Source organism: Pseudomonas sp. AM4(2022), assembly GCF_036346515.1.
GTDB classification, from domain to species: domain Bacteria; phylum Pseudomonadota; class Gammaproteobacteria; order Pseudomonadales; family Pseudomonadaceae; genus Aquipseudomonas; species Aquipseudomonas paracarnis.
Genome location: NZ_JAOTNW010000004.1, coordinates 280,872 through 306,907, shown reverse-complemented (window position 1 = coordinate 306,907; position 26,036 = coordinate 280,872). Strand labels below are relative to the sequence as shown.

The following is a 26,036-nucleotide window of genomic DNA, read 5'->3' as shown; positions in this document are numbered from 1 at the left end:
ACGAGGTGCATAAAGCGCCCACCCTAAGCAGGTGGGCGTTTAGTCAAGCTGACTGAAGCTACAACCAGAAGGTAAAGAAATCAAAGTACATCCAATCGCCAGACGATATCTCTATGTAACCTATTACCGAACCTACCGGTGCAGAAAAATCGATCCAACTATGCACAGGACTCCCACTTAAATGTACTGCACCTAAATATCCGCCAGACGGACTGTAAAAACTCACTGTCGTAGGATAGTGATTCCAGGTATATGCACACTTTACACGCTTACATGTAAAGGTTAAATCAAGGCGCACTCTTTGATGACTCGGCGTCTGGCCTAACCCATCCGCAAAAACAAGTGCCTGCCCCTCTAGCATCCCTGGCGTCGATGGATATGTTGAGATACCCATTGTTCCTGGCCCAGACAGAAAACGTATGTTCATCGTCGGGATGCTAATGCTTCCGCCTGCAGAAATCAGTCGGGTCGGCTGCCCAGTGAAGTTCTCATAGCGAACCTTAGGTGGAACACGCACTTTCAAAACCCGCGATGGGCATACTACGTTCTCCTTCAAACTGCCCTGCGTGGACACGCTGAAAGTGAGGATAAAGTCGGTGTCGTCTTTTAACTTATCTAGGGCGGCTCGCAGCACGGGGCCCGCCACCCCTTTAGTCACCTCCTCATCCGTAATGACTCTGTTCTCATACACAACAAACGTGTACGGATTGCCGTTTTCATCTATGCCCGTGGCGCGCAGCCAGCATATGTGACCTTTGCGCAAAAACCACATTGAACTTTCGAAGGAGTTAGCATTCCCGTCAATGACTCTCAAATCCACAACGCCACGATCTACCCCGGGCGGCGTCGCCTCCAGCACGTTTGGCGTTTCCAGACGCGTGGGCAGGTTGATCTTCAAATTCAACGGCGCTGAAGTCTGTGCTTCACTACATTTGGTGACCACGGTGTAAGTGATTTCCACCGTTTCGCCCATGCTCTCTATCGCCGCATCAGCAGGCAGGGAAAACTTGACAATGCCGTCACGATTGCCAGCTTCAGATTTCAATTCCCAGCAGAGGTCGTTGGGTCTTTTCCAGCAAACACTGATCTCATGCTTTTCACTCATACGCAGATAATTGACGATTACTTCTAAGCCATGTCGAGCATTCCACGGCTCCAATTCGTCCCCCTCCGCCTGCGCAACTTTGGGCGCAGGCAGCACTAGCTTTTCTTGGACGATATGGAAAGTCGCCGCCGGAGCCTCGATAGCTTCTGATCGATCAGAGGCTTCGCAGAAACTCACGGCAAAATGCAGTTCAAAATCACTGCAATCAGCCAGTGGTAGCAGTTTGTCTCTCGAGATAAACGTCTCAACACCTTTATTTTTCCAGTCCTGGGTAACAGGCGCCTTCGTCAAAATTTCCGATTGGTAGCTACTTCCGTCCTCATGTTCGCCGGTGATCCACATCCAGCAGAACGTTGAGCATGTGGCATAGTCGCCAATATGAACAAACGCCGATGCGTCCTCATCGAAAATATTGAGGTTAACCTTGCCGTGAGTGGCCTCTGCAATTTCCGACTTGGAAAGTCTAGGCTTCAGCACATCGACCACCCGCTCCGGCGACTGAGGCTCTGGACCCATCAGGTTAGGAAACTGAACGGTATAGCTGAGCGTCATCGATTTATTAAAGAAACAGGCAATCACACATTGCGGCAACTCGATGGTGGCCTGCTCCCCATCGCTTTCAATATCCACACAACCCAGTCGCTTCGATCCATAGCCGGGCCCGCTGACATAGAAGCAGACCTGATCACCTGCATAAGTGTCCAGCTGCGGCGCGTCCACATCGCCCCCGTTTTTGGTGAGTTCCGGGTTAAGGCACCACTTATCGTCGAAAAACGCAGACTGTCGCAAATGGGGCGGCTGCAAGTTTTCCAGGCCTTGATCCCCAATAAATTGAGCGGTACGACGAAATTGGATATCAAGCGCATTCGCTGGAAGAAAGGTCTTCTCATCAGGATTTTCAGTGTCCAGCGGCGGTTCGTCCGCCAAGCCACTGGTAATCCAGCCCTGGTGTAAAGTCATCGCTTCTTCGACTGGTTTTTGACGCGCCAGCCAACCACGAGGAATGGAAAATTCAAGTTTGCCTGCTTTTATATCTTCGGGCGTTAATGCATATCCGTAAACCACGAGATAGTAAGCGGGCTTCTTATTGAATTGCTTCGTCACGACACTGCAGTAAGCTTTATCTCCCTCCTGAGCAAGATTTGGAATCGGTATATCAACCTTCTCATCCCCTTTGTGATCGTGCATGTCGTAGGTTTCTGTCTGGTTTTCTATTTTTTCATCTCGCAACTTAGGCGCTAACGCTTTGCTCTGTTCTGCAGGGTAAAAGTTCACCGTTACGTACTTTCCCAGTGAAACAGCTGGCTTGCCGCCCACCGTTCCCTCGTACGATATGACCAAGGTGAACCTCATGGACCTGGTCAGGTATTGCAAAGGGATCGGAATTTTTCTGGCGCCCGACACCCCGCTAGAGTCAACAATAGGTTCAAATTTTATTTCTGGCTCGCCTTCTATCTTGAACGTTACGGTGATGTCCGATCTGTCCATGCGCGAATCGACAGTCAGGTATGAGTCTTTCTTCATAGCTTCCGTAGTAATCGTACCGTGCTGCTCACTGGAGATGATTGGCGCATCAACTTCCAACGCTTTAGGTTGTGTTGTTATGGCTTCATGACTTTGTGGCGTTAGCGCGTTGTCGGTACTTGAGGAGGTTTCAGGAGTGGATGTGTGCTTGGCCATTTTCAGAACTCCGTGTTCAAGAGAGGTAGATATCCTTGACCAGCCCAGTCCGGCCAAGGCACTCCCTTAAGTGAGTCCTATTTTTTCGCCCCCGCCTACTGTCAGAATTGACAGTTCGAGCTGAAAAAACGGCGCTGCCCGACCAACGGACAGCGCCCTTCGCACCCTAAAGCCCCTCCAACTCCGCCATCAAATCACTCAACCGATCCACCTTCTCGGCACTGATCTCATTGCCCGCCAACCCCTCGATATACCCGGCCAACTCCGCCACCGTGCTGCACTCGAACATCGCCCGCAGCGGCACGTCGCGCTGCAACGTTTTCTGCACCCGCGAAGCGATCTGCGTAGCCAGCAACGAGTGCCCGCCCAGTTCGAAGAAGTTGTCCTGCACCCCTACCCGCTCCACCTTCAACACCTCGGCCCAAATTCCGGCCAGGGTGGTTTCCAGTTCATTGCGAGGCGCCACATAGTCCTGGCTGTGCAACTGGCCAATCTCCAGGTCTGGCAGGGCCTTGCGGTCGAGTTTGCCGTTGGCATTCAGGGGCAGGCGATCAAGCCATAGCCACTGCAGCGGCACCATGTACTCCGGCAGTTCGGCACGCAGGCGTTGCTTGATGCGCTCCAAGTGTTCGCTCGGGTCCAGCGTGGCGTCGGCAGCCACCAGGTAGCCGACCAGGTGCTTGCCATTGGCCCCCTCTTGCACACCCACCGCCGCATCACGCACCTGCGGTTGTTCGTGCAGGCGCGCTTCGATTTCACCCAGTTCGATGCGGTAGCCGCGAATCTTCACCTGGTGGTCAATACGCCCGACATACTCCAGCACGCCATCGCTGCGGCGCCGCGCCAGGTCGCCGGTACGGTAGAGGCGCTCGCCGGGCGCGCCAAAGGGGTTGGGTACAAACGCCTGGGCGGTGCGCAGCGGATCGCTGACGTAGCCGCGACCGACACCGGTGCCGGCGACGCACAATTCGCCGACAGCGCCTTGTGGCACCAACTCCAAGGCGCCATCGAGCAGGTACAAGCGGTTGTTGTCGGTCGGCGTACCAATCGGCAGGTAAGTGCCACGGGTGGAGGCCAAATCGACGCGGAAGAACGCCACATCATCGGAGCATTCCGCCGGGCCGTAGGCATTCACCAGGCCAATCTGCGGGTAACGCAGCAACCACTGATGCGCCAACTCCGGCGGCATGGCCTCCCCAGTCGGCAACATCCAGCGCAGGCCGTCGAGGCTGATACGCTCCTGGGCCAGCATGCCCTGGATCAGTGATGGCACACTCTCCAGCACGGTGATGCCCTGTGCTTGAACGTGGACCAAAAGCCCTTGCGGATCATGGGCAATGGCAGGCGGTACGATGTCCACCCGCGCGCCAAATAGCGGCGCGGCGAGGAACTGCCACACAGAAATATCGAAGCTTTGCGACGCGGTCTGGGCAATCACATCGGCGTCGCTCAAGTTCAGGTACGGCACCTTGCTCAACTGGTTGTTGAGCATGCCCCGCTGTTCGACCATCACGCCCTTGGGCAAGCCGGTGGAACCCGAGGTATAGATCACGTAGGCAAGGTTGTCCGGGGCGCTGTAGATACCCGGGTTTTCGCCACGGGCAGGGATTTCCTCCCACACCAGCAACTGGCAATCGACCCCTTCGAGCAACTCGATGGCCTGTTCGCGACACGCCTCGGTGCATACCAGCAACGGCGTGCGGCTCAGGTCGATGATGCGGCTCAGGCGCTGGCCCGGCAGGCCCGGATCCAGCGGCAGGTAGCCGGCGCCGGCCTTGAAGCTGCCGATGATCATGCCGAGCAAATCCAGACCACGTTCAGCCAACAACGCCACCGGTTGGTCCAGGCCGACACCCGCCGCAATCAGCGCGTGGCCGAGGCCATTGCTGCGGCGATTCAGATCCTCGTAGCTCCATTGCTGGTCAAGACAACTGGCGGCGATACGCTGCGGATGCTGCGCAACCTGCTCCTCGAACAACTCGATGTAGCTGCGTTCCAGCGGATAGGTATGTGCGCTCTGGTTACAGCCTTCCACGAGGAATTCACGCTCCTGCTCGCCCATCAGCGGCAGCTCAGCCATGTCGCCATGGAAGCCCTGCACCAGCGCCAGCAGCAGGCGCTTGAACTCAGCGAGCATGCCTTGCACGGTGCTTTCGTCGAAATAACGCTGGTCGTAGGACAGGTGCAAACCGAGGTCATCGCCCGGATAACACACGGCTGTCAGTGGGAAGTTGGTGTGGGTACGCCCGGAATCCGAGGTGGCATTCAGGCTTTGCGCACGGTCCAGCACCGAGACTTCCACCGGCGCGTTCTCAAACACGAACAGGCTGTCGAATAGCGGCTGGCCCTTGGGCAATTCGCTGTGTTCCTGGATCGTCACCAGCGGCAGGTATTCGTACTCGCGCAGTTGCATATTGCTGTCGAGCAAAGCGCTCAACCACTGGCGCACACTGCACGTCTGGCCGTCATCGGGCAGTGTCACCCGCAGCGCGATACTGTTGATAAACAGGCCAACGGTGCGTTGCATCTCGGGCATGTCCACGGGGCGCCCGGCCACCGTGACGCCGAACAGCACGTCGCGATCACCACTCAAACGGCGCAGCACCAGGGCCCATGCCGCCTGGGCGAAGGTGTTGACGGTGAGCTGGTGCGCCTGGGCCAGTTCGCGCAGTTGCGCACCGTCGCGGGCATCCAGGCGGGTGTAGCAGTCGCCCACCACCATGCCGCCGCTGCCACCAGCGTGTTCGCGCAGGAACGGGCGGTCGCTCGGGATCGGCGTGGTGCGCTCGAAGCCTTGCAAGTTGCGCTGCCACCACTGGCGCGCTTCGTTGAGGTCCTGGCGTTGCAGCCAGGCAATGTAGTCGCGATAGCGCGGCGGCGTCGCCAATTGCGCGTCGCGGCCTTCGCCCAGGGCTGTGTAGATATCGAAGAAGTCATTCATCAGCAGCGAACGGCACCAGGCATCGATCAGAATGTGGTGGTTGCTCATCATGAACCAGTAGCGCGCCTCGCCCACGCGGATCAGGCGCAAGTGGAAAGGCGCCTGGTTGAGCAGGTCAAAGCCGGCTTCGCGCTCGGCCTTGAGCAAGGCTTGCAGACGCGGCTCCTGCTCATCCTGCGGGTCGGCGCTCCAGTCCAGGTACTCAATCGGCGTACTACCTGGCTTGTGGATCACTTGCAGCATGTCTTCGCCGACGTTCCAGCAGAACGAGGCGCGCAAGGCTTCATGGCGGGCGATCACCGCTTGCCAGGCCTGGGCGAAACGCTCCGGGTCCAGGGCGCTGTTGATGCGGTAGCGATCCTGCATGTAATACAGGCCCGTGCCAGGCTCCAGCAGGGTGTGCAGCAGCAGGCCTTCTTGCATCGGGGTCAGCGGGTAGACGTCTTCGATGGCGCTGGCCGGGACCGGCAAGGCGTCCAGTTGCACCTGGGTCAGGTGCGCCAGGGGGAAGTCGGACGGTGTGAGGCCGCCGGCATCGTCCTGCAGGCAATGGCCGATCAGGCTGTGCAATTCGCCCAGGTAAGCTTCGGCCAGATCGCGAATCACCTGCTGATCATGACGCTCACGGCTGAACGTCCAGCGCAGTACCAGCTCGCCGCCGTAGACCTGGCTGTCAATGCTCAGTTCATTGGGCAACGGCGCATCCGGGTCATGGGCCAGGCCGGCGGATTCTTCCAGCGGATGGAACAACGCGTCAGTGCCAAAGCTCTGGTCGAACTGGCCCAGGTAGTTGAAGGTGATCTGCGCGCTCGGCAAGGCGGCCATGCTCTGCTTGCAGAGGTCATCGGCCAGGTAACGCAGCACGCCATACCCCAAACCTTTATGCGGCACGCCCCGCAGTTGCTCCTTGATCGCCTTGATCGAGTCGCCCTGCTCGGCCTGCGGCGTCAGGCGCAACGGATAGGCACTGGTGAACCAGCCCACGCTGCGGGTCAGGTCGATGTCATCGAACAAGGTTTCGCGGCCATGGCCTTCCAGCTGGATCAGTGCCGAGGCCTGCCCGCTCCAGCGGCACAGCACACGGGCCAGGGCGGTCAGCAGCAGGTCGTTGACCTGGGTGCGATAGGCACTCGGCGCCTGTTGCAGCAACTGCCGGGTGCGCTCGGCATCCAGGCGCACGCTGACCGTTTCTGCATCGCAGTTTCGCAATGGTCCTTGTGGGCGCTGCACCGGCAAGGCCACGGCGGGGCCAGCCAATTGCGCTTGCCACAGGCTCAGCTCTTCGCGCAGTGACTCACTGTGGGCATAGGCTTGCAAGCGCGCCGCCCAATCACGCAGCGCGCTGGTCTTGGCCGGTAGGCTGACGGACTGGCCTTCACTCAGTTGGCGATAAACGTTTTGCAGGTCTTCCAGCAGGACGCGCCACGACACGCCGTCCACCACCAGGTGATGGATGGCGATCAGCAAGCGTTGCTGGCCTTGCGGCCCGTCCACCAGCAAGGCGCGCAACAGCGGCCCCTGTGCCAGGTCGAGGCTGCGCTGGGTGTCAGTGAACAACGCCGTGCACGCCTGCATGTCGCGCACCTGCGCCTGCAGCAGCACGCCGCCTTCCGGCACGCCCAGGTGTTCGGCATGCCATTGCGCATCGCGCCGGGTGAAGCTCAAACGCAGCGCGTCGTGGTGTTCCAACACCGCCAGCAACGCTTGCTCCAGGCGGTGAGGGTCTAGCAGTTGCAGTGGCTTGAGCACCAACGCCTGGTTCCAGTGCTGGCGCGCCGGGATGTCGGTGTCGAAGAACCAGTGCTGAATCGGCGTGAGGCCTGAGGGGCCGGCCAGCAACCCTTGCTCGGCGGTGACGAGCTCCGAGCGGGTCGCCACGGCGGCCAGGCTCTGTACCGTCTGGTGCTGGAACAGGTCGCGGGGGCTGAAATGAATCCCGGCCTGGCGCGCACGGCTCACCACCTGGATCGACAAAATCGAGTCGCCGCCCAGTTCAAAGAAGTTATCGTCGAGGCCAACTTGCTCCACGTTCAGCACCGCGCACCAGATGGCGGCCAGGTTATGTTCCAGCTCACTGCGGGGCGCCACGTAGGCTTGGCGACTGGCCTCTGGGTCCGGTTCAGGCAAAGCGCGGCGGTCGAGCTTGCCGTTGGCGGTCAGCGGCATGCTCTGAAGCACGATCAGATGCGCGGGCACCATGTAGTCCGGTAGTTGGGCCTTGAGGTGCGCCTTCAACGCGTCGCGCAAGGCGGCGTGCTCGGCATCGCTGACCAGGTACGCCACCAGCTGTTTGCCGCTCGGCGCCTCCAGTGCCAGCACCACCGCTTCACGCACGGCCTCGTGTTCGAGCAAGCGCGTTTCGATTTCACCCAGTTCGATACGGAAACCGCGGATCTTCACCTGATAGTCGATACGCCCCAGGTACTCCACCAGGCCATCGGCGCGTTGGCGTACCAGGTCGCCGGTGCGGTACAGGCGCCCGCCCTTGCCAGCAAACGGGTCTGCGACAAAACGCTCCGCCGTCATCCCCGGCCGCTGGTGATAACCCTGGGCCAGGCCGGCGCCACCGATATACAGCTCACCGCTGGCGCCCTGGGGCACCAGCGCCAGGTCGGCGTCGAGAATGTAGGCCACGCGCTCGCCGACGATGCTGCCGATCGGCACACTGCCAGCGCCCTCCTCCAACTGCTCGGGCGCCAGGCTGGCCAGGGGCATCACCACGGTTTCGGTGGGGCCGTAGGCGTTGAAGAACAGCTGGGGCGTAAACGCCGCGCGGATGCGTTGCAGGTGTTCGCCGGTCAAGGCTTCGCCACCGGTGATGCACATACGCACCGGCAGCGTCTGTTGCTGGGTCGCCAGCCACTGCGCCAATTGGCTGCCGTAGCTCGGGGTAAAACCGAGCACATTGATGCGATGGGTACGGATCAGCGCGCAGATTTCTTCGGCATCCCACTGGCCCTGAGCGCGCAATACCACCCGCGCCCCGCACAGCAGTGGCACCAGCAAACGCTCGGTGGCAGCGTCAAAGTTGATCGAATAAAAGTGCAGCTCGCAGTCATCCGGGCGCATATCAAAGCGCTCGATCACCGCCTGGCAATGCATGGCGATCTCACCGTGGGACACCACCACGCCTTTGGGCTTGCCCGTGGAGCCCGAGGTGTAGATGAGGTACGCCTGGTGTTGTGCCAGGCTCACAAACGGCAGCGCCTCGGCGGGGTAATTCGCCAGCACCGGCGAGTCATCCTCCAGGCACCAGCACGCCACCGTCGACGGCAATTGGCCAAGGGCTTCGAACAGCGCCGCATCACTGAGCAGCAGGCCGATGTCACTGTCTTCGATCATGTAGTGCAGGCGGTCCAGCGGGTATTCCGGGTCCAGCGGCACGTAGGCGCCGCCGGTCTTGAGGATCGCCAGCAGGCCGATGACCATTTCCAGCGAACGCGGCAGCGCCAGGCCCACGCGCACCTGCGGGCCCACGCCACGCTCGCGCAGCATCCAGGCCAGGCGGTTGGCGCGCTCATCCAGTTGCGCAAAAGTGAGGGTCACACCGGCAAAGGTCAGCGCCGGGGCATCCGGCCGCTGGCTCGCCTGCTGGCTGAACAGCTGATGGATGCACTGGTCGAGGCGATGCGCGCCCTTCTCCACCCCCAGGCTGTCTTGCAAGGCGCGTTGTTCATCCGCGCTCAGCAACGACAATTCGCTGAGGCGCTGACCGGGATCGGCGACCAACGCTTCGAGCAGGTTGCGCCAATGCGCGGCCATGCGTGCAATGCGCGGTTCATCGAACAGGTCGGTGCTGTAGGTCAGGCAGCAACCCAGGCGATGGTCGAGGTCGGTGACTTCCAGGTTGAGGTCGAACTTGGTCGCCCGCGCATCGTTGGCCAGGTACTCCACGGTCATGCCAGCCAGTTGGCGGCTTTGCTGGAATTCCCAGCGCTGCACGTTGCACATCACCTGGAACAATGGGTTGTACGCCGCGCTGCGCGGCGGTTGCAGGGCTTCCACCAGATGGTCGAACGGCAGGTCCTGATGGGACTGGCCCTCGATCACGGTATGACGCACCTGCTCGAACAGCTCGCTGACCTGCATCTGCCCATTGAGCTGGCAACGCAGCACCTGGGTATTGAGGAACGCGCCAATCAAGCCTTCGCTTTCCGGGCGGATACGGTTGGCCACTGGCGCGCCGATGCGCAGGTCGGTCTGGCCGCTGTAGCGGTAGAGCAACACCGCCAGGGTCGCGGTCATGGTCATGAACAGCGTGAGGCCGTGTTGCGCGTTGAAGGCACGCACGCGGGCAGCCAGCTCATCGCTCAAATCAAAGCGGTACAGCTCGCCCCGGTGGCTTTGCACGGGTGGCCGTGGACGGTCGCCGGGCAGTTCCAGCAACGGGTGTTCGTTACCCAGTTGGGCGGTCCAGTAGTCCAGCTGGCGCTGGCGCTCACCAGCTTGCATCCACTGGCGTTGCCACAGGCTGTAGTCGAGGTACTGCACCGGCAACGCTGGCAGCGGTGACTCGCGCTCGTCGATAAAGGCTTCATACAAGGCGCTGAGTTCACGGGCAAAGATGTCCATGGCCCAGCCTTCGGTGACGATATGGTGCAGGGTCAGCACCAGGTAATGTTCCTGCTCGCCGGCCTTGACCAGGCAGGCGCGCAACAGCGGCCCGGTTTCCAGGTTGAACGGCGTGTGCGCCTCGACATCGGCCAGTTGCTGTAAACGCTGCTGGCGTTGCGGCTCATCCAGCGCCGAGAAATCCTGCCAGCCCATGCGCACAGTGGTCTGCGCTGAGACCTTCTGGCAAGCCACGCCATCGACACTGGGGAAGGTGGTGCGCAGGGTTTCATGACGCATGATCAAGGCTTGCAAGGCCGCCTCGAAACGCCCCACATCCAGCACGCCGCGCAGGCGCGCCATGCCGCCGACGTTGTAGGCCGGGCTGTCCGGTTCCATCTGCCAGAGGAACCACATGCGCTGCTGGGAATAGGACAACGGTACCGGCTGGCTGCGGTCGGCCTTGGCGATGGCCGTCTGTTGGTTGCGCTGGCCCGCCGCCTGGATCAGCCCGACCTGCTCGGCAAAATCGCCCAGCTCGCTGGCTTCGAACAGGGTGCGCAGCGGCAGTTCGACGTCACAGGCCTGGCGGGTGCGGGAGATGATTTGCGTGGCCAGCAACGAGTGCCCGCCGAGTGCGAAAAAGTCATCGCGCAGGCCGATGCGTGGCAGGCCAAGCACCTCGCGCCAGATCGCGGCGATTTGCAGTTGCAAAGGTGTGTGCGGTTCGACGTGTTCGCGGGTTTGCCATACCGGCTCTGGCAAGGCACGCCGGTCGAGCTTGCCGCTGGGGCTCAGGGGCATGGCGTCCAGGCGAATCAGCAGCGCGGGCACCATGTACTCCGGCAACTCGGCGGCCAGGGCGATTTTGACGCTCTGTTCATCCAGTTTGGCATGCGCTGTGTAGTAGCCGATCAACTGTGCATCACGCACCAGCACCACGGCCTGGGCGATGCCGTCCAGGGCCAGCAGGCGCGCTTCGATTTCTTCCGGCTCCACCCGAAAACCCCGCAGCTTGACCTGCTGATCGAGGCGCCCGAGGTATTCGAGGACGCCATCGGCGTTCCAGCGCGCACGGTCACCGGTGCGATACAGGCGGGTGCCCGCCGCGCCCAGCGGGTCGGCGACAAAACGTTCGGCCGTCAGCCCGGCACGGCCCAGGTAACCCCGCGCCAGGCCGATACCGCCGATGCACAGTTCGCCCGGCACACCGGCCGGCAGCGGGTTGAGTTGCTCGTCCAGTACGCGGCAGATCACATTGCCCAATGGCCGGCCAATCGGTGAGCGCTCGCCATCCGCGGCACTGCACTGCCAGTGAGTGACGTTGATTGCGGTCTCGGTCGGGCCATAGCGGTTGTGTAATTGCACCGCTGGCAAGCGCGCCAGTACGCGGTTACGCGACTCGGCAGGCAAGGCTTCGCCGCCGGAAAACAGCCGACGCAAGCTGGTGCATTCGGCCACCAGCGGTTCATCGATAAACAGCTGTAACAACGGTGGCACGAAGTGCAGCGTGGTCACCCCATGTTCCTGCACAAGCTGCGCGATACGGTGCGGGTCGCGATGTTCGCCCGGCCCGGCCAATACCAGGCGGCAGCCGGTAATCAATGGCCAGAAGCATTCCCATACCGACACGTCGAAACTGATCGGCGCCTTTTGCATCAGCACATCAGTTTCGTTCAGTTGATAGGTGGCCTGCATCCACTGCAAACGCTCGGCCAGGGCGCCGTGGGTGTTGCCCACGCCTTTGGGTTGGCCGGTGGAACCGGAGGTGTAGATCACGTAGGCGAGGTTATCGCCGTGCAGGTGCAAGCCTGGCGCCTGGGTCGGCCAGCTGTCGAGGTGCAGGCTGTCCATGGCTATCACGCACACGCCTTCGGCGCTGGGCAGTTGGGGGAGCAAGGCGGTCTGGGTGAGCAGCAGTTGCACGCCGCTGTCCTTGAGCATGTAGGCCAGGCGCTCGGCGGGGTAATCCGGGTCCAGCGGCACGTAGGCGCCACCGGCCTTGATGATGGCGAGCAGGCCAATCAGCAGTTGCGGCGAACGCTCGGCGGCGATGGCCACGCACACGTCCGGGCCGACGCCTTTGTCGCGTAGGTAATGGGCCAGGCGGTTGGCCTGGGTGTGCAGTTGGGCGAAGGTCAGGCTGCCGTCCTGCCAGACCAGCGCGGTGGCGTCGCACGTTTGTTGGTTGAGCAGCTCGGGCAGCCAGTGCCGGGCCGGCGCGCAGGGGGCTTCGCTCCAGGGTTGCTGTTCGTCAGCCTGCATCAACGGCAGGTCGCCGATGGCGTGTTGTGGTTGCGCGCACACAGCGTGAAGTAGATGGATGAACTGCTCGGCCAGACGCTGGATGGTCGCGCAATCGAACAGCTCGTCGGCGTAGTCGAACGACAGGCTCAAGCGCCCATTGCGGTCTTCTTCGCTGTGCAGTTGCAGGTCGAACTTGGCTTCGCGGCTGTGCCAGGGCAACTCATCGGCCAGCAGGCCCGGCAGGCGGCGCAAGGCACTGAGGTCACGTTGCTGGTGGTTGAACATGACCTGGAACAAGCCCTGTTCGCGGGCTTGGGGGAAGGCTTCCAGCAGTTGTTCGAAGGGCAGGTCCTGATGGGCCTGGGCGGCCAATGTGGTCTCGCGAGTGGCGGCCAACAGCTGGTTGAACGGCAGGCGCCCGTCCAGCTCGGCGCGCAGCACCAAGGTGTTGATAAAGAAGCCGATCAGGCCCTGGGTTTCATGGCGTGGGCGGTTGGCGTTGGGCACGCCGATACGGATATCGCGCTGGCCGCTGTAGCGATAGAGCAAGGTCTGGAACGTCGCCAGCAGCAGCATGAACGGCGTCGAGTCATGGGCCTGGGCGGTCTGGCGGATCGCCGCACTAAGGCGCGCATCCAGGCGCTGGCTATGGCGCGCGGCGCTGTGCCGATGCTGGGCGGCACGCGGGTGATCGGTGGCCAGGTTCAGGGCCGGATGCTCGTCACCCAACTGCGCTTTCCAGTACGTCAGCTGTCGCTGGCCCTCGCCTTCGGCCAGCCATTGGCGCTGCCAGCTGCCGTAGTCGGCGTATTGCAAGGCCAACGGCGGCAGCTCCAGGGACTGGCCTTGGGCGGCAGCAGCGTACAGGCGCGAGAACTCGTCGATCAGGATATTCAGCGACCAGCCGTCACCAATGATGTGGTGCAACGTCACCAGCAGTTGGTGCTCTTCATCGCCCAGGCGCACCAGGGTAACCCGCAGCAACGGGCCTTTTTCCAGGTCGAACGGACTGCGTGCCTGGTCTTCGCGGACCCGTTGCGCACGGGCTTCGCGTTCGGTGTTGGGCAGGTCGCTGAGGTCGATGATCGGCAGTTCGAAATCCGCCGTAGCCTCGACACGCTGAAACGCCTGGCCGTCGCGCTCGTAGAAGCGTGTGCGCAGGGCTTCGTGACGCTGGATCAGTTGCTGGAAGCTGTGACGCAGTGCGTCTTCATCCAGCTCGCCGCGCAGGTGCAAGGCGCCGGGAATGGTGTAGGCGCTGCTGTGGGGGTCCAATTGCCAGGTGATCCACAGGCGGTTCTGTGCCAGGGATTGGCGCAGGTCTTCTTGACGTGACAGCGCGTGCATTGCGCCTTGGGCCACGCCGCCGTCCTGTTGCAGGTGCGCCACAGCCGCAGCAAAAGCCGCGAGTGTCGGCGCTTCGAACAGCAGGCGCAGGTTCAGCTCCAGCCCCAGGCTTTCGCGCAGGCGGGCGACCACTTGGGTCGCGGTGATGGAGTTGCCCCCCAGCAGGAAAAAGTGATCGTCGCCCGCCACATGAGCCAGTTGCAGTTGCTCGCACCAGATCGCCGCGATCTGCTGTTGCAGGTCCGATTGCAGCGCCACTTCGCTCGCCAGCCCCTGCTGCCCCGGGAACTGCGCGTAGCTGTCGAGGCTGCCATCGGCATGCCGAATCGCACAGGCCGCACGCTGCACTTTGCCGCTGGAGGTCTTCGGCAAGGCGCCGGGGTTGAGCAGCACCACCACGCTCGGGGCTTGCTGGCAGGCCTCGGCCACGGCTTGGCGGATCGCCTTGATCAGCGCTTCGGGCGGCAGGATTTTCTGCACGCTGCGGCTGATTTCCGCAGCGATGCCGATGCCTTCCAGGCCCTGGTCATTGACCGCAAACGCGGCGACCCGGCCCTTGCGCACCACTTCCACTTCGCGCTCGATGGTCTGTTCGATGTCCTGGGGGTAGAGGTTATGGCCGCGCACGATCAGCAGGTCTTTGAGGCGCCCGGTGATGTACACCTCACCGTCGCGGATAAAGCCCAGGTCACCGGTGCGTAACCAGGTGCGGCCAGCGTGCTGGACGAAGGTCTTGGCGCTGGCTTGCGGGTTGCGCCAGTAGCCGTGGGCGATGCTCGGGCCCGTGGCCCAGAGTTCGCCGACGCACTGGTCGGGCAGCTCGGTGAGGGTGTGCGGGTCGGCGATCAACACGGCGTGGTCCGGCTGGCTGGTGCCGCAACTCATGATCGCAGGGCCCTGCCCCGGTTCAGCACGGTTGGCGGCCAGCGCCTGTTCGTCCAGGCGCATGGCGGGAATGCCACGGCCACGGGTGCCGCCGGCGACAAACAGGGTGGCTTCGGCCAGGCCGTAGGAAGCGAAGAAATTATTCGGGGTGAAACCACAGCCCGCGAATTTTTCCGCGAAGCGTTCCAGGGTGTCGAGGCGGATCGGTTCGGAGCCCGAATAGGCCACGCGCCAGCGACTCAAGTCCAGGCGCTCCAGGGCCGATTCACTGACCCGTTCGCAGCACAGGCGGTAGGCGAAATCCGGGCCACCGCTGATGGTGCCGCCGTATTCGCTGATCGCCTCCAGCCAGCGCAACGGTCGGCCAAGGAAGTAGGCCGGCGACATCAACACGCAAGGCACGCCACTGAAAATCGGTTGCAGCAGGCCGCCGATCAAGCCCATGTCGTGGTACAGCGGCAACCAGCTGACGATCACGTCGTCGGGGTTGAGGTCGATGCCAAAACCACGGCGGATCAGTACTTCGTTGGCCACCAGGTTGCCGTGGCTGACTTGCACGCCCTTGGGCAATGCGGTGGAGCCGGAGGTGTATTGCAAGAACGCGATGTCGTCGGCCGTAAGGTCGGGCGCGACCCACTGGTCAGCCTGCTGCGCATCCAAGGTGTCGACGCTCAACACCTTGGGCGCGTTTTCAATCTGGGCCAGGCCCTCGCTGAGGCTGGCAATGGTCAACAGCAGGCGCGGCTCGGCATCGCTGATGATCGACAGCAGGCGCTCCTGGTGATGACGACGCGTGGATTCCGGCGGATACGCCGGCACCGCGATCACCCCGGCGTACAGGCAACCAAAGAACGCCGCCACATAGTCCGGCCCACTGGGGAACAGCAACACCGCACGCTCGCCCAGGCCAGCGTTGGCTTGCAGGGCGGCGGCGATGGTGCGGGCGCGTTGGTCGAGGTCGCGATAACTGAGCACCACACTGTGCTCGGCGCTCTCGGCGAGGAAGCGCAACGCCACCTGGTCCGGCGTCTGCGCAGCACGCTGTTGAAGGGACTGGACCAGGGTGCGGGGGAGTTCGAAGGCGTCCATCATGGGGTTCCTGCCTGAAATCGGCTTACGGGAAATTCGGGAAGTCGGGGGCTCAGCCGGCAGCGAGTTGCCGCGCCGCGCCAATGCGCCAGCGCGCCAAGTGTTCGTCGGCATAGCGACGCACGCAGCGCAGCACCGCGCTTTCGTGCTGCACGAGGAAGAAGTGGTGGCCGTCAAACATGTCCAGGGAAAACCCACTGGCGGCGTCGAGTTGCCAGTCGAGCAACTGGTCGGCACGCACGCTGTCCTGCTTGCCACCGAACACATGGATCGGCAGCGCCAGGGGCTGCCGCTCGCCATAGGTGAAACTGCCGCACAGCAGAAAATCGGCGCGCAGGATCGGCAACATCAGTTGCATCAGCTCGGGGTTGGCCAGGGCTTCTTCGGCGGTGCCCTGTAATTCGCGCAGGCGGGCAATGAGTTGGGCATCGGTCTTTTCAACGGCGTACTCGCTCACATCACGACGCGCCGGGCCCGCCGTGCCGGACGCGAACAACGCCAGGGGCGCAGGCAGATTGCGCGCGTTTAAAGCGTGGGCCAATTCAAACGCCAGCAGCCCGCCAAGGCTGTGGCCGAACAAGGCATAGGGGCCATCCAGATCACGGCTGATCTCTTCAGCAAGCTGCGCGGCCAAGGCCTTGATATCGCGCTGCAATGGCTCATCCATGCGCATGCCGCGGCCCGGCAATTCCAGCGGGCATACCTGCAGCCAGTCCGGCAGAACCCGGCGCCAGCGAGCGTAGACCGAGGCGCTGGCGCCTGAATGGGGCAGGCAAAACAGGCGCATCCGCAGGGGTGTACTCATCCCGCGAGGACTCCAAACTGAAACACGCTGAATGCACGATAAAAACCCATCTGGTCCTCCTGCGGGTGCTGATCCTTGGCCGTTGTACTAACGAACCTGTCACCCATGAGAACGGACGGAGCCTTCAAATAATTAGTCGCCGGGGGCGAGCGAGACGTGGTTCACACCTTTGCCCAAGGCATAAGATTAGTTCGCCTTCTCATTTGACAATCATTATCATTCAGCATAATTTGTTGCCCGATGTGTAAGAGGCCTCAGCAGGGACGCCCTCCCCTAACCTATTAGCAGCAAGGTGATTTCCATGACGGAACCAGTATCCACAGGCAGGTGTGATTCACCCCTTCTCCAGGCGTTCGTCGACAATCGACTGATTTTGGTGAAGATCGCGGCCCGTATCACCGGGTGCCGCTCCCGCGCCGAAGACGTGGTGCAGGACGCCTACTTCCGGCTGCAGTCGGCGCCGACGATCACCTCATCGTTCAAGGCCCAACTGAGCTATCTGTTCCAGATCGTGCGCAACCTGGCGATCGATCATTACCGCAAGCAGGCTCTGGAGCTCAAATACTCCGGGACCGAAGAGGAAGGCTTGAATGTGGTTATTCACGGCGCTTCACCGGAAACCTCGCACATCAATTTCAACACCCTGGAAAACATCGCCGACGCCCTGACGCAACTGCCCCAGCGCACCCGCTACGCGTTCGAGATGTACCGCTTGCATGGCGTGCCGCAAAAAGACATCGCCAAGGAACTCGGGGTGTCGCCGACGTTGGTGAACTTTATGATTCGCGACGCGCTGGTGCATTGCCGCAAGGTGTCGGGCAGTCATAGCGATACGTTTGCGCGGCGGGTTTGAGCGCAGCGAGGAATGTATGGGCAGCAGCTTCCAACGGTAACCACGATGCGAAGCGAGCCGCTCTTGATCTTGATCTGCTTTTGATCTCAGGCGCCCCGTTAAACCACGCTGGCCGGAATTCGACAGTGATTGGGGGGCAAACCGGCAGGGATGCCGGTTTAGCCGCCCCGCGCCATGGATGGCGCGTGGCGGCGGCCCCCCAAATCACTGGCGGATTACGGGCACACCGAGCCTAGGCGAGGTGCCGAGTGGTGGGGCGAGGACCTTTTGGTTACTTTTGGGTCCTTCCAAAAGTGACCCGCTGTAAAAGCGGAACCCTAAGTGGCCGTTACCGCAGGAATGGATATGTACTCGGTATAACTGCGTCGACTGTCAGCCCCCATTCGCGAGCAAGCCCGCTCCCACAGTTTGATCGTGGGGTGTCAGGTAGATAAGCGTCGGCTAGCAGGCCGCTATCGCAGGCAAGCCAGCTCCCACATTTGATCCCGCTGGGCCCGAAGGATTTTATTTACTGCGCTCTAGGGCAGCGGCGTCACATCAATACGATACGGCTCAAAAATCTTCAGCATCTGCCCACTGCTGCGCAGCCCCTTGAGCAACGCCGAAAACGCCTCCCCCGTGATCGGTGCCTTTGGCCGCAACAACGCGTAGTGGTGATACACCTGATCAATACGCTCCGACACCAAAAACTGCCCCGCCATGTCCGCGTTGCGCACCATGAAATCACTCAGGTACGAGCGGGTAACCAGCGCAATATCTGCACGCCCACGAGCAACCATCAGCAGATTACTGTCATGGGAATAGGTCAACGTCGCGTTGAAACGCTCGGCCATGTTCTTGGGATCGGGATTGAAGTCAGCAAAGGCATAGTGATACCCGCTGAATACCGCCAGACGCTTGCCGGTGAGGTCGGCGAAGTAGCTCTGGTCGCGCCCGGGTTGGCGCTGGGCGACGAATATTTCTGCATCTTCCAGGCCCATATCAACACTGGTATGGACAATATTCTGCCAGCCCCAAGAGGGGTTTTCGAAGATAGCCATGTCGACCCGGCCTTGCTCGAAGTCACGAAAACGCCGGGGTATCGAGGTAGGCACCACCACAAACTGGTAGTCGGTTTGCGCAGCGTTCAACGCCTCCACCAATTGCGGCAGCAACCCGGTGTCGGCGCCTTGTTCAGGCCGCACGGTATAGGGCGGAAAATGCGCCGCGCCGATTCTCACCAACTGCGCGGCACCGGCCTGCGTCCACGCGGCGGTGCCCAGTGCCCATAAAGTAAGTCCTGCAGCCAGCCGCCATGGCGAAAACATCGAGGCACACACCGTTGAAGAGTTCAATGCCAATAAGCTAGGCGTTTTTACTTGGGGAGACAACTTTCGCCAGCAAATTAATAACTTGCGCCTCAGTCCGACTTCAGCACCATCAACAAAGCCTCTTCGGCCAGCTCTTCAAGGGTCAGGCTGCCTTGGGCGCGAAACCAGGTGGTGGTCCAGGACAAGGCGCCGGTCAGGAAGCGCCGGGTGATAAACACATCGCCCCGGATGTAGCCAGCGGCCTTGGCCTCGCCCAGCACCTGCAACCAGATCTGCTCATACACGTCACGCAGGGCCAGCACGTGCGCCTGGCCTTCGGCCGACAGCGAGCGCCATTCGTAGACCAGCACCGCCATGGCCTCGCCACTGCCGCCCATGATCGACTGCAACTCGCAGCGGATCAGCGCCAGCACGCGCTCGCGCACCGTGCTCGCCTCCTCCAGTGAAGCGCGCATCATCGCGGTGTTGTAATGGATGGTTTCCTCCATCACCGCGCGCAGGATCTCATCCTTGCTCTTGAAGTGATGGAAGATGCTGCCGGACTGGATGCCCACGGCGCTGGCCAGATCTCGCACGGTGGTGCGCTCGAACCCCTTGTTGCGAAACAGATGAGCTGCGGTTTGCAGCAACTTGCCGCGGGCGCTCTCGGGGTCGGTCAATTGGCCACCATCGACCATGGTGCGCATCACCCCCAGGGCTTTGTGCTCATCCATGCTGCTCTCCTTCACGTCTACTGTCGTCTTGGCCGGCAATTTAGGCCGTGACTGCCACCCAAGCAAGCGCTTGGGTAAAACTTGTGACTGGAGTTTACAAACCAAGCGCTTGCTTGGTAGTCTCGACGCCAGCCCTTGGAGGAAGGATTTCTCATGAGCAAGACGGTACGTATCGGCTGCGCCAGCGCCTTCTGGGGCGACACTTGCACCGCCGCCGCCCAATTGGTGCAGGGCGGAGCCCTGGATTACCTGGTGTTCGATTACCTGGCGGAAGTCACCCTGTCGATCCTCGCCGGTGCCCGCCTGAAAGACCCCAAGGCCGGTTACGCCACGGATTTTGTCGAGGTGCTGACACCCCTGCTGGCGGATATCCAGCGCCAGGGCATCCGGGTGATCAGCAATGCCGGCGGTATCAACCCCCAGGCCTGCGCCGCCGCCCTGCAAGCGGCCTGCGATAACGCGCACATCCCGCTGAAAATCGCCGTGTTGCTCGGCGATGACCTGCACCCTCAACTCAAACACCTGCCGCCTGTCACCGACCTGTACAACGGCGCCCTACTACCGCCCCTGTGCGTGTCCGCCAACGCCTACCTCGGCGCACCGGGCATTGCCCAGGCGTTGGGGCTCGGCGCCGATATCGTCATTACCGGTCGGGTGGTCGACAGCGCGGTGGTCAGCGCGGCACTGGTGCATGAATTCAACTGGTCATGGCAGGACTACGATCATCTGGCCCAGGCCGCCCTGGCCGGGCATATCATCGAGTGCGGCGCCCAGTGCACCGGCGGTAACTTCACCGACTGGCGTGACGTGCCCGACTACGAACACATCGGCTTCCCCATCGTCGAAGTCAGCGCTGACGGCCAGTTCACCGTCAACAAGGTCGAGGGCAGCGGCGGGCTGATCAGCGAACTCAGCGTGGCCGAACAATTGCTGTATGAAATCGGTGACCCGCGCGCCTATGTGCTGCCGGATGTGATCTGCGATTTCAGCCAGGTCAAACTGCAGCAACAAGGCAAGCACACTGTGCGCCTGCACGGCGCCAAGGGCCTGCCACCCACCGACCAGTACAAGGTCAGCGCCACCTACCCCGATGGCTTTCGCTGCACCGCCAGTTGCCTGCTCGCTGGCATCGACGCGGTGGCCAAGGCCGAGCGGGTCAGCCAGGCGCTCATCAACAAGACTTCGGAGCTGTTCAGCCAGCGCGGCTGGGCGCCCTACACCGACGTCAACATCGAACTGCTCGGCAGCGAAGCCACCTACGGCGCCCACGCCCGGCGTGCGGATTGCCGTGAAGTGGTGGTGAAGCTGGCGGTGCGGCACCCGAGCAAGCAGGCGCTGGTGCTGTTCGCCCGCGAAATCGCCCAGGCGGCCACCGGCATGGCACCGGGGCTGACCGGCATTGTCGGCGGGCGGCCGACGGTGTATCCGCTGATCCGGCTGTTTTCGTTCCTGGTCGACAAATCATTGTGTAGCGTCGCCATCGAGTACCAAGGCCAACGTTATGCCGTTGAGCTGCCCGTCTTGACGCCACTGCTCGCGCCCGCTGCGCCCATCGAGCCGGCCAAGCCCCAGGGCCGTGCCGATGCCAGTGTGCCGCTGGTGAAACTCGCCGTCGCGCGCTCTGGTGACAAGGGCAACCACAGCAATATCGGCGTGATCGCCCGCCACCCCGACTACCTGCCGTGGATCGCCGAAGCCCTGACCCCGGAGGTGATCGTCGACTGGATGGACCACGTGCTCGACCCGATCCATGGCCGCGTCGAACGCTGGTACTTGCCCGGCAGCCACAGCCTCAACTTCCTGCTGGAAAACGCCCTGGGCGGCGGCGGCATCGCCAGCCTGCGCATCGATCCCCAAGGCAAGGCCTTCGCCCAGCAACTGCTGGAAATCCCCATCGCCGTACCGCAACACATTGCCGATCAACTCACCTAAAGGACCGTCGCCGTGGCCTTCGACTCGATCTTCAAAGCCGACCTGTTCCAGGGGCAAACCCTGATCGTCACCGGCGGCGGCAGTGGCATTGGCCGCTGCACCGCCCATGAACTGGCGGCCCTTGGCGCCCGCGTGATCCTGGTGGGGCGCAAGCCAGACAAGTTGCAGCAGGTAGCCAAGGAAATTACCCAAGACGGCGGCGTCGCCCATTGGCTGGCCTGTGATATTCGCGATGAAGAGGCGGTGAAGGCGCTGGTCACGCAAGTTCTGCACGACCACGGCCCCATCCATGGCCTGGTGAATAACGCCGGCGGCCAATACCCGTCGCCACTGGCCGCGATCAATCAGAAGGGCTTTGAAACCGTACTGCGCACCAACCTGGTGGGCGGTTTCCTGATGGCGCGGGAAGTGTTCAACCAGTCGATGAGCAAGCACGGGGGCGCGATCGTCAACATGCTCGCCGACATGTGGGGCGGCATGCCCGGCATGGGCCACTCCGGCGCGGCGCGTTCAGGGATGGACAATTTCACCAAGACCGCCGCGTTTGAGTGGGGCTATGCCGGGGTGCGCGTCAACGCCGTGGCGCCTGGCTGGATTGCCTCCAGCGGCATGGACACCTACGAAGGCGCGTTCAAGGCGGTGATTCCCACCCTGCGTGAGCATGTGCCGCTCAAGCGCATCGGCACGGAGTCGGAAGTCAGCGCGGCCATCGTCTTCCTGCTCAGCCCGGCTGCGGCCTTTATCAGCGGCAGCACCCTGCGCATCGACGGTGCCGCCAGCCTGGGCAGCCGCGCATGGCCGCTGCACAAGGCGCAGGCGCCGAGCGAGCCGTTCAATGGATTCCACCGCGCCTACCTGCCGGATGTGCTCAAGGCGGAGCAATAACGCCATGCCAACCATTGAAACCCTGATCGACCCCAACAGCCCAGCGTTCGCGCAAAACCGCGAAGCCATGCTGGCGTCCATCGCCCAGTTGCGCCAGCTGGAACACACCCTGCTGGCCAAGGCCCAGGAAGCCAAGCCCAAGTTCGACAAGCGCGGCCAATTGCTGCCCCGTGAGCGCCTCAACCTGCTGCTGGACCCCGGCGCGCCGTTCCTGGAACTGGCCAGCCTGGCCGGCTACAAACTCCACGACGACAAGGACGGCAGCGCCGCCGGTGGCGGGCTGATCGCCGGCATCGGCTATGTCAGCGGCGTGCGTATGTTGGTGGTGGCCAACAACAGCGCGATCAAGGGCGGCACCATTTCCCCCTCCGGGCTGAAGAAATCCCTGCGCCTGCAACAGATCGCCATGGAGAACAAATTGCCGGTGGTGACCCTCGCCGAAAGCGGCGGCGCCAACCTCAACTATGCCGCCGAGATTTTCGTCGAAGGCGCGCGCAGCTTTGCCAACCAGGCACGCATGTCAGCCATGGGCTTGCCGCAGATTACCGTGGTGCACGGCTCGGCCACCGCCGGCGGTGCGTATCAGCCGGGCTTGTCGGACTACGTGGTGGTGGTGCGCGGCAAGGCCAAGCTGTTCCTCGCCGGGCCACCGTTGCTCAAGGCCGCCACCGGCGAAGTCGCCACCGATGAAGAACTGGGCGGTGCGCAGATGCACGCGCAAACCGCCGGCACCGCTGAGTACTTGGCCCAGGACGATGCCGACGGCGTGCGCATCGTGCGTGAAATTGTGGGCCTGCTGCCCTGGAATGATCGCTTGCCGCACACGCAACAACGCGCCTATCGCGAACCGCTGTACCCGATTGAAGAGCTGTTGGGGCTGATTCCCGATGACCCGAAAAAACCCTACGACGTGCGCGAAATCCTGGCGCGCCTGGCCGACGGTTCCAACCTGCTGGAATTCAAGGGCGAGTTCGACCCCCACACCGTCTGCGCCCATCTGCATATCCAAGGGCGCGCCGTGGGAGTGATCGGTAATAACGGCCCCATCACCCCAAAGGGCGCGAGCAAGGCCGCCCAGTTTATCCAGCTGTGCGACCAAAGCCGCACGCCGCTGCTGTTCTTGCATAACACCACCGGTTTCATGGTGGGCACCGAGTCGGAACAGCAAGGGGTGATCAAGCACGGCGCGAAGATGATCCAGGCGGTGGCCAATGCCCGTGTGCCTAAGCTCACCATCGTGGTCGGTGGTTCTTACGGTGCCGGCAACTACGCAATGTGCGGCCGCGGCCTGGACCCGCGCTTTATCTTCGCTTGGCCTAACAGCCGCACCGCGGTGATGGGCGGCGCACAAGCGGGCAAGGTGCTGCGCATTGTCACCGAGGCCAAGCAACTCAAGGACGGCCTGGTGCCCGACCCCAAGGTTCTCGACATGCTCGAACAGGTCACCGCGCAGAAGCTCGACAGCCAGTCCACCGCCCTCTACGGCAGCGCCAACCTGTGGGACGACGGGCTGATTGATCCACGGGACACCCGCACCTTGCTCGGTCTTTTGCTGGATATCTGTCACGAAGCCGAACTGCGGCAACTGCAACCGAACACCTTCGGCGTAGCGCGCTGATCGTTCCCACGCTCCGCGTGGGAATGCAGACCAGGACGCTCCGCGTCCCAACAGGGAGAACAATAAAAATGATCTTCACCCAGGAACACCAGGAACTGCGCCGCACCGTGCGCGCCTTCGTCGACCGCGAGATCAACCCGCACGTGGATGAATGGGAAAAAGCCGGGCGCTTTCCCATTCACGAGATCTTCCGCAAGGCCGGCGACCTCGGCCTGCTGGGTATTTCCAAACCGGAACACTTCGGCGGCATGGGCCTGGACTACAGCTACTCCATTGTCGCTGCTGAAGAGTTCGGCACCATCCGTTGCGGCGGCATTCCCATGTCCATCGGCGTGCAGACCGATATGTGCACCCCGGCCCTGGCGCGCTTCGGCTCCGATGAACTGCGCGAGGAGTTCCTGCGCCCGGCCATCAGCGGCGAACAGGTCGGCTGCATCGGCGTCTCGGAAACCGGTGCCGGCTCCGACGTGGCCGGGCTCAAGACCTATGCGCGCAAGGATGGCGATGACTACGTGATCAATGGCAGCAAGATGTGGATCACCAATTCGCCCAGCGCTGACTTCATCTGCCTGCTCGCCAACACGTCCGACGACAAGCCGCACATCAACAAATCTCTGATCATGGTGCCGATGAACAGCCCCGGCATCAGCGTCAGCCCGCCGCTGGAAAAACTTGGCATGCACAGCTCCGAGACCGCCCAGGTGTTTTTTGACGGCGTGCGTGTACCGCAACGCAACCGCATCGGCCACGAAGGCGCGGGTTTCATGATGCAGATGTTGCAGTTCCAGGAAGAGCGCCTGTTTGGCGCAGCGAATATGATCAAGGGCCTGGAGCACTGCATCGACAGCACCATTGAATACTGCAAAGAGCGCCAGACCTTCGGCAAGGCCTTGATCGACAACCAGGTGATTCACTTCCGCCTGGCGGAACTGGCCACCGAGATCGAATGCCTGCGCGCCTTGGTCTACCAGGCTACCGAGCAATACATCAAAGGCCAGGACGTCACGCGGCTGGCCTCCATGGCCAAGCTCAAGGCCGGGCGCCTGGGCCGTGAGGTCAGCGACAGTTGCCTGCAATATTGGGGCGGCATGGGCTTCATGTGGGACAACCCGGTGGCCCGCGCCTATCGCGACGTGCGCCTGGTGTCGATTGGCGGCGGTGCCGACGAAATCATGCTGGGCATCATCTGCAAACTGATGGGCACCCTGCCCGGTAAAAAGCCATGAACACCTTGCTGCTCGAAGCCCACAACGGCGTGCTGCACGTCACCCTCAACCGGCCTGAATGCCGCAATGCGATGAGCCTTGAAATGGTCAATGAACTGCGTGCGGTACTGGCGCAGTTGGACAGCCAGGTGCGCGCCGTGGTGATCAGCGGCGCAGGCGGGCATTTTTGTGCGGGGGCCGATGTGAAGGATCTGGTCGGCGCGGGGGATCAACTGCAAGCGTTGAACCGCGCGTTTGGCACCTTGCTGCAAGAGGTGCAGGCGCTGGCACCAGTGGTGATCGTGGTACTGCAAGGCGCGGTGCTGGGCGGTGGGTTCGGGCTGGCGTGCGTGAGTGATATTGCGATTGCACAGGGCCAGGCGCAGTTCGGCTTGCCCGAGACCCGCCTGGGCTTGTTGCCAGCGCAGATTGCGCCGTTTGTGGTCAAGCGTATTGGCCTTACCCACACGCGGCGCCTGGCGCTGACGGCGGCGCGGTTTGATGGGGTGGAGGCTGGGCGGCTGGGGGCGGTGCATTTTGTCGAGCACGACTCGCAGGCGTTGGCGCAGCGGGTGGATGAGGTGTTGGGGCAGGTGTTGCAGTGCGCGCCGGGGGCGAACGCGCGGACTAAAGCGCTGTTGCTGGCCAGTGTGGATGAGCCCCTTGAGACCGTGCTGGATCGCGGGGCGCAGTGGTTTGCCGAGGCGGTGAGGAGTGAAGAAGGAGTCGAGGGGACGCAGGCGTTTGTGCAAAAGCGAAAGCCGAGTTGGTGCAAATGACGCCTTCGCGAGCAAGCCCGCTCCCACATTTGAAATGCATTCCAACCTGTGGGAGCGGGCTTGCTCGCGAAGAGGCCAGAACAAACACCCC

The 26,036-nt window shown here is 62.1% G+C and carries 11 protein-coding genes; 6 read left to right on the top strand and 5 right to left on the bottom strand.

Features of this window, described 5'->3' with window-relative positions; translation table 11 throughout:
* Window positions 1-58: 58 nt before the first annotated feature.
* The 3 genes from ODQ19_RS08060 to ODQ19_RS08050 form a co-directional block, all read right to left on the bottom strand.
* Entirely contained in the window at window positions 59-2,785 is a 2,727-nt protein-coding gene (locus ODQ19_RS08060) for a hypothetical protein (protein ID WP_330209753.1), read from the bottom strand.
* 166 nt (window positions 2,786-2,951) lie between these two features.
* Window positions 2,952-15,848: a non-ribosomal peptide synthetase gene (locus ODQ19_RS08055; protein WP_330209752.1), complete on the bottom strand. Its 12,897-nt coding sequence runs from the start codon at window positions 15,846-15,848 to the stop codon at window positions 2,952-2,954.
* Between the two features lie 49 nt (window positions 15,849-15,897).
* Window positions 15,898-16,650, bottom strand: a complete 753-nt coding sequence (locus ODQ19_RS08050; RefSeq protein WP_330209751.1) for a thioesterase II family protein — start codon at window positions 16,648-16,650, stop codon at window positions 15,898-15,900.
* 301 nt (window positions 16,651-16,951) lie between these two features.
* Here ODQ19_RS08050 and ODQ19_RS08045 point away from each other — a divergent pair, with 301 nt between their 5' ends.
* Entirely contained in the window at window positions 16,952-17,503 is a 552-nt protein-coding gene (locus ODQ19_RS08045; RefSeq protein ID WP_014719314.1) for an RNA polymerase factor sigma-70, read from the top strand.
* A 518-nt stretch (window positions 17,504-18,021) separates the two neighbouring features.
* On the opposite strand, the gene ODQ19_RS08040 is transcribed toward ODQ19_RS08045, so the two are convergent.
* Window positions 18,022-18,810, bottom strand: coding sequence for a substrate-binding periplasmic protein (locus tag ODQ19_RS08040; RefSeq protein WP_330209750.1), 789 nt, complete (start codon window positions 18,808-18,810; stop codon window positions 18,022-18,024).
* 92 nt (window positions 18,811-18,902) lie between these two features.
* The gene (locus tag ODQ19_RS08035) at window positions 18,903-19,526 is read right to left on the bottom strand and encodes a TetR/AcrR family transcriptional regulator (protein ID WP_034126813.1); all 624 of its coding nucleotides are present in this window, start codon (window positions 19,524-19,526) and stop codon (window positions 18,903-18,905) included.
* A gap of 153 nt (window positions 19,527-19,679) precedes the next feature.
* Between ODQ19_RS08035 and ODQ19_RS08030 the strand changes: the two genes are divergently transcribed.
* The 5 genes from ODQ19_RS08030 to ODQ19_RS08010 all read left to right on the top strand — a co-directional run bounded on the left by ODQ19_RS08030 (window position 19,680) and on the right by ODQ19_RS08010 (window position 25,945).
* Window positions 19,680-21,458 (top strand): acyclic terpene utilization AtuA family protein, encoded by a 1,779-nt coding sequence (locus ODQ19_RS08030; protein ID WP_330209749.1) that lies wholly within the window; start codon window positions 19,680-19,682, stop codon window positions 21,456-21,458.
* A 12-nt stretch (window positions 21,459-21,470) separates the two neighbouring features.
* Complete coding sequence (locus tag ODQ19_RS08025; RefSeq protein ID WP_330209748.1) at window positions 21,471-22,343, top strand: SDR family oxidoreductase; 873 nt, start codon at window positions 21,471-21,473, stop codon at window positions 22,341-22,343.
* A 4-nt stretch (window positions 22,344-22,347) separates the two neighbouring features.
* Window positions 22,348-23,961 (top strand): geranyl-CoA carboxylase subunit beta, encoded by a 1,614-nt coding sequence (gene atuC, locus ODQ19_RS08020; protein ID WP_330209747.1) that lies wholly within the window; start codon window positions 22,348-22,350, stop codon window positions 23,959-23,961.
* A gap of 68 nt (window positions 23,962-24,029) precedes the next feature.
* Window positions 24,030-25,187, top strand: a complete 1,158-nt coding sequence (gene atuD / locus ODQ19_RS08015; protein ID WP_330209746.1) for a citronellyl-CoA dehydrogenase — start codon at window positions 24,030-24,032, stop codon at window positions 25,185-25,187.
* Complete coding sequence (locus tag ODQ19_RS08010; protein WP_330209745.1) at window positions 25,184-25,945, top strand: enoyl-CoA hydratase/isomerase family protein; 762 nt, start codon at window positions 25,184-25,186, stop codon at window positions 25,943-25,945. Before atuD ends, ODQ19_RS08010 begins: the two co-directional genes overlap by 4 nt.
* Window positions 25,946-26,036 lie beyond the last annotated feature (91 nt).

Bases quoted from the DNA above. Each gene is read 5' to 3' on its own strand.
- ODQ19_RS08060 (WP_330209753.1), bottom strand. From the start codon at position 2,785: ATGGCCAAGCACACATCCACTCCTGAAACCTCCTCAAGTACCGACAAC.
- ODQ19_RS08055 (WP_330209752.1), bottom strand. From the start codon at position 15,848: ATGATGGACGCCTTCGAACTCCCCCGCACCCTGGTCCAGTCCCTTCAA.
- ODQ19_RS08050 (WP_330209751.1), bottom strand. From the start codon at position 16,650: ATGAGTACACCCCTGCGGATGCGCCTGTTTTGCCTGCCCCATTCAGGC.
- ODQ19_RS08045 (WP_014719314.1), top strand. From the start codon at position 16,952: ATGACGGAACCAGTATCCACAGGCAGGTGTGATTCACCCCTTCTCCAG.
- ODQ19_RS08040 (WP_330209750.1), bottom strand. From the start codon at position 18,810: ATGTTTTCGCCATGGCGGCTGGCTGCAGGACTTACTTTATGGGCACTG.
- ODQ19_RS08035 (WP_034126813.1), bottom strand. From the start codon at position 19,526: ATGGATGAGCACAAAGCCCTGGGGGTGATGCGCACCATGGTCGATGGT.
- ODQ19_RS08030 (WP_330209749.1), top strand. From the start codon at position 19,680: ATGAGCAAGACGGTACGTATCGGCTGCGCCAGCGCCTTCTGGGGCGAC.
- atuC (WP_330209747.1), top strand. From the start codon at position 22,348: ATGCCAACCATTGAAACCCTGATCGACCCCAACAGCCCAGCGTTCGCG.
- atuD (WP_330209746.1), top strand. From the start codon at position 24,030: ATGATCTTCACCCAGGAACACCAGGAACTGCGCCGCACCGTGCGCGCC.
- ODQ19_RS08010 (WP_330209745.1), top strand. From the start codon at position 25,184: ATGAACACCTTGCTGCTCGAAGCCCACAACGGCGTGCTGCACGTCACC.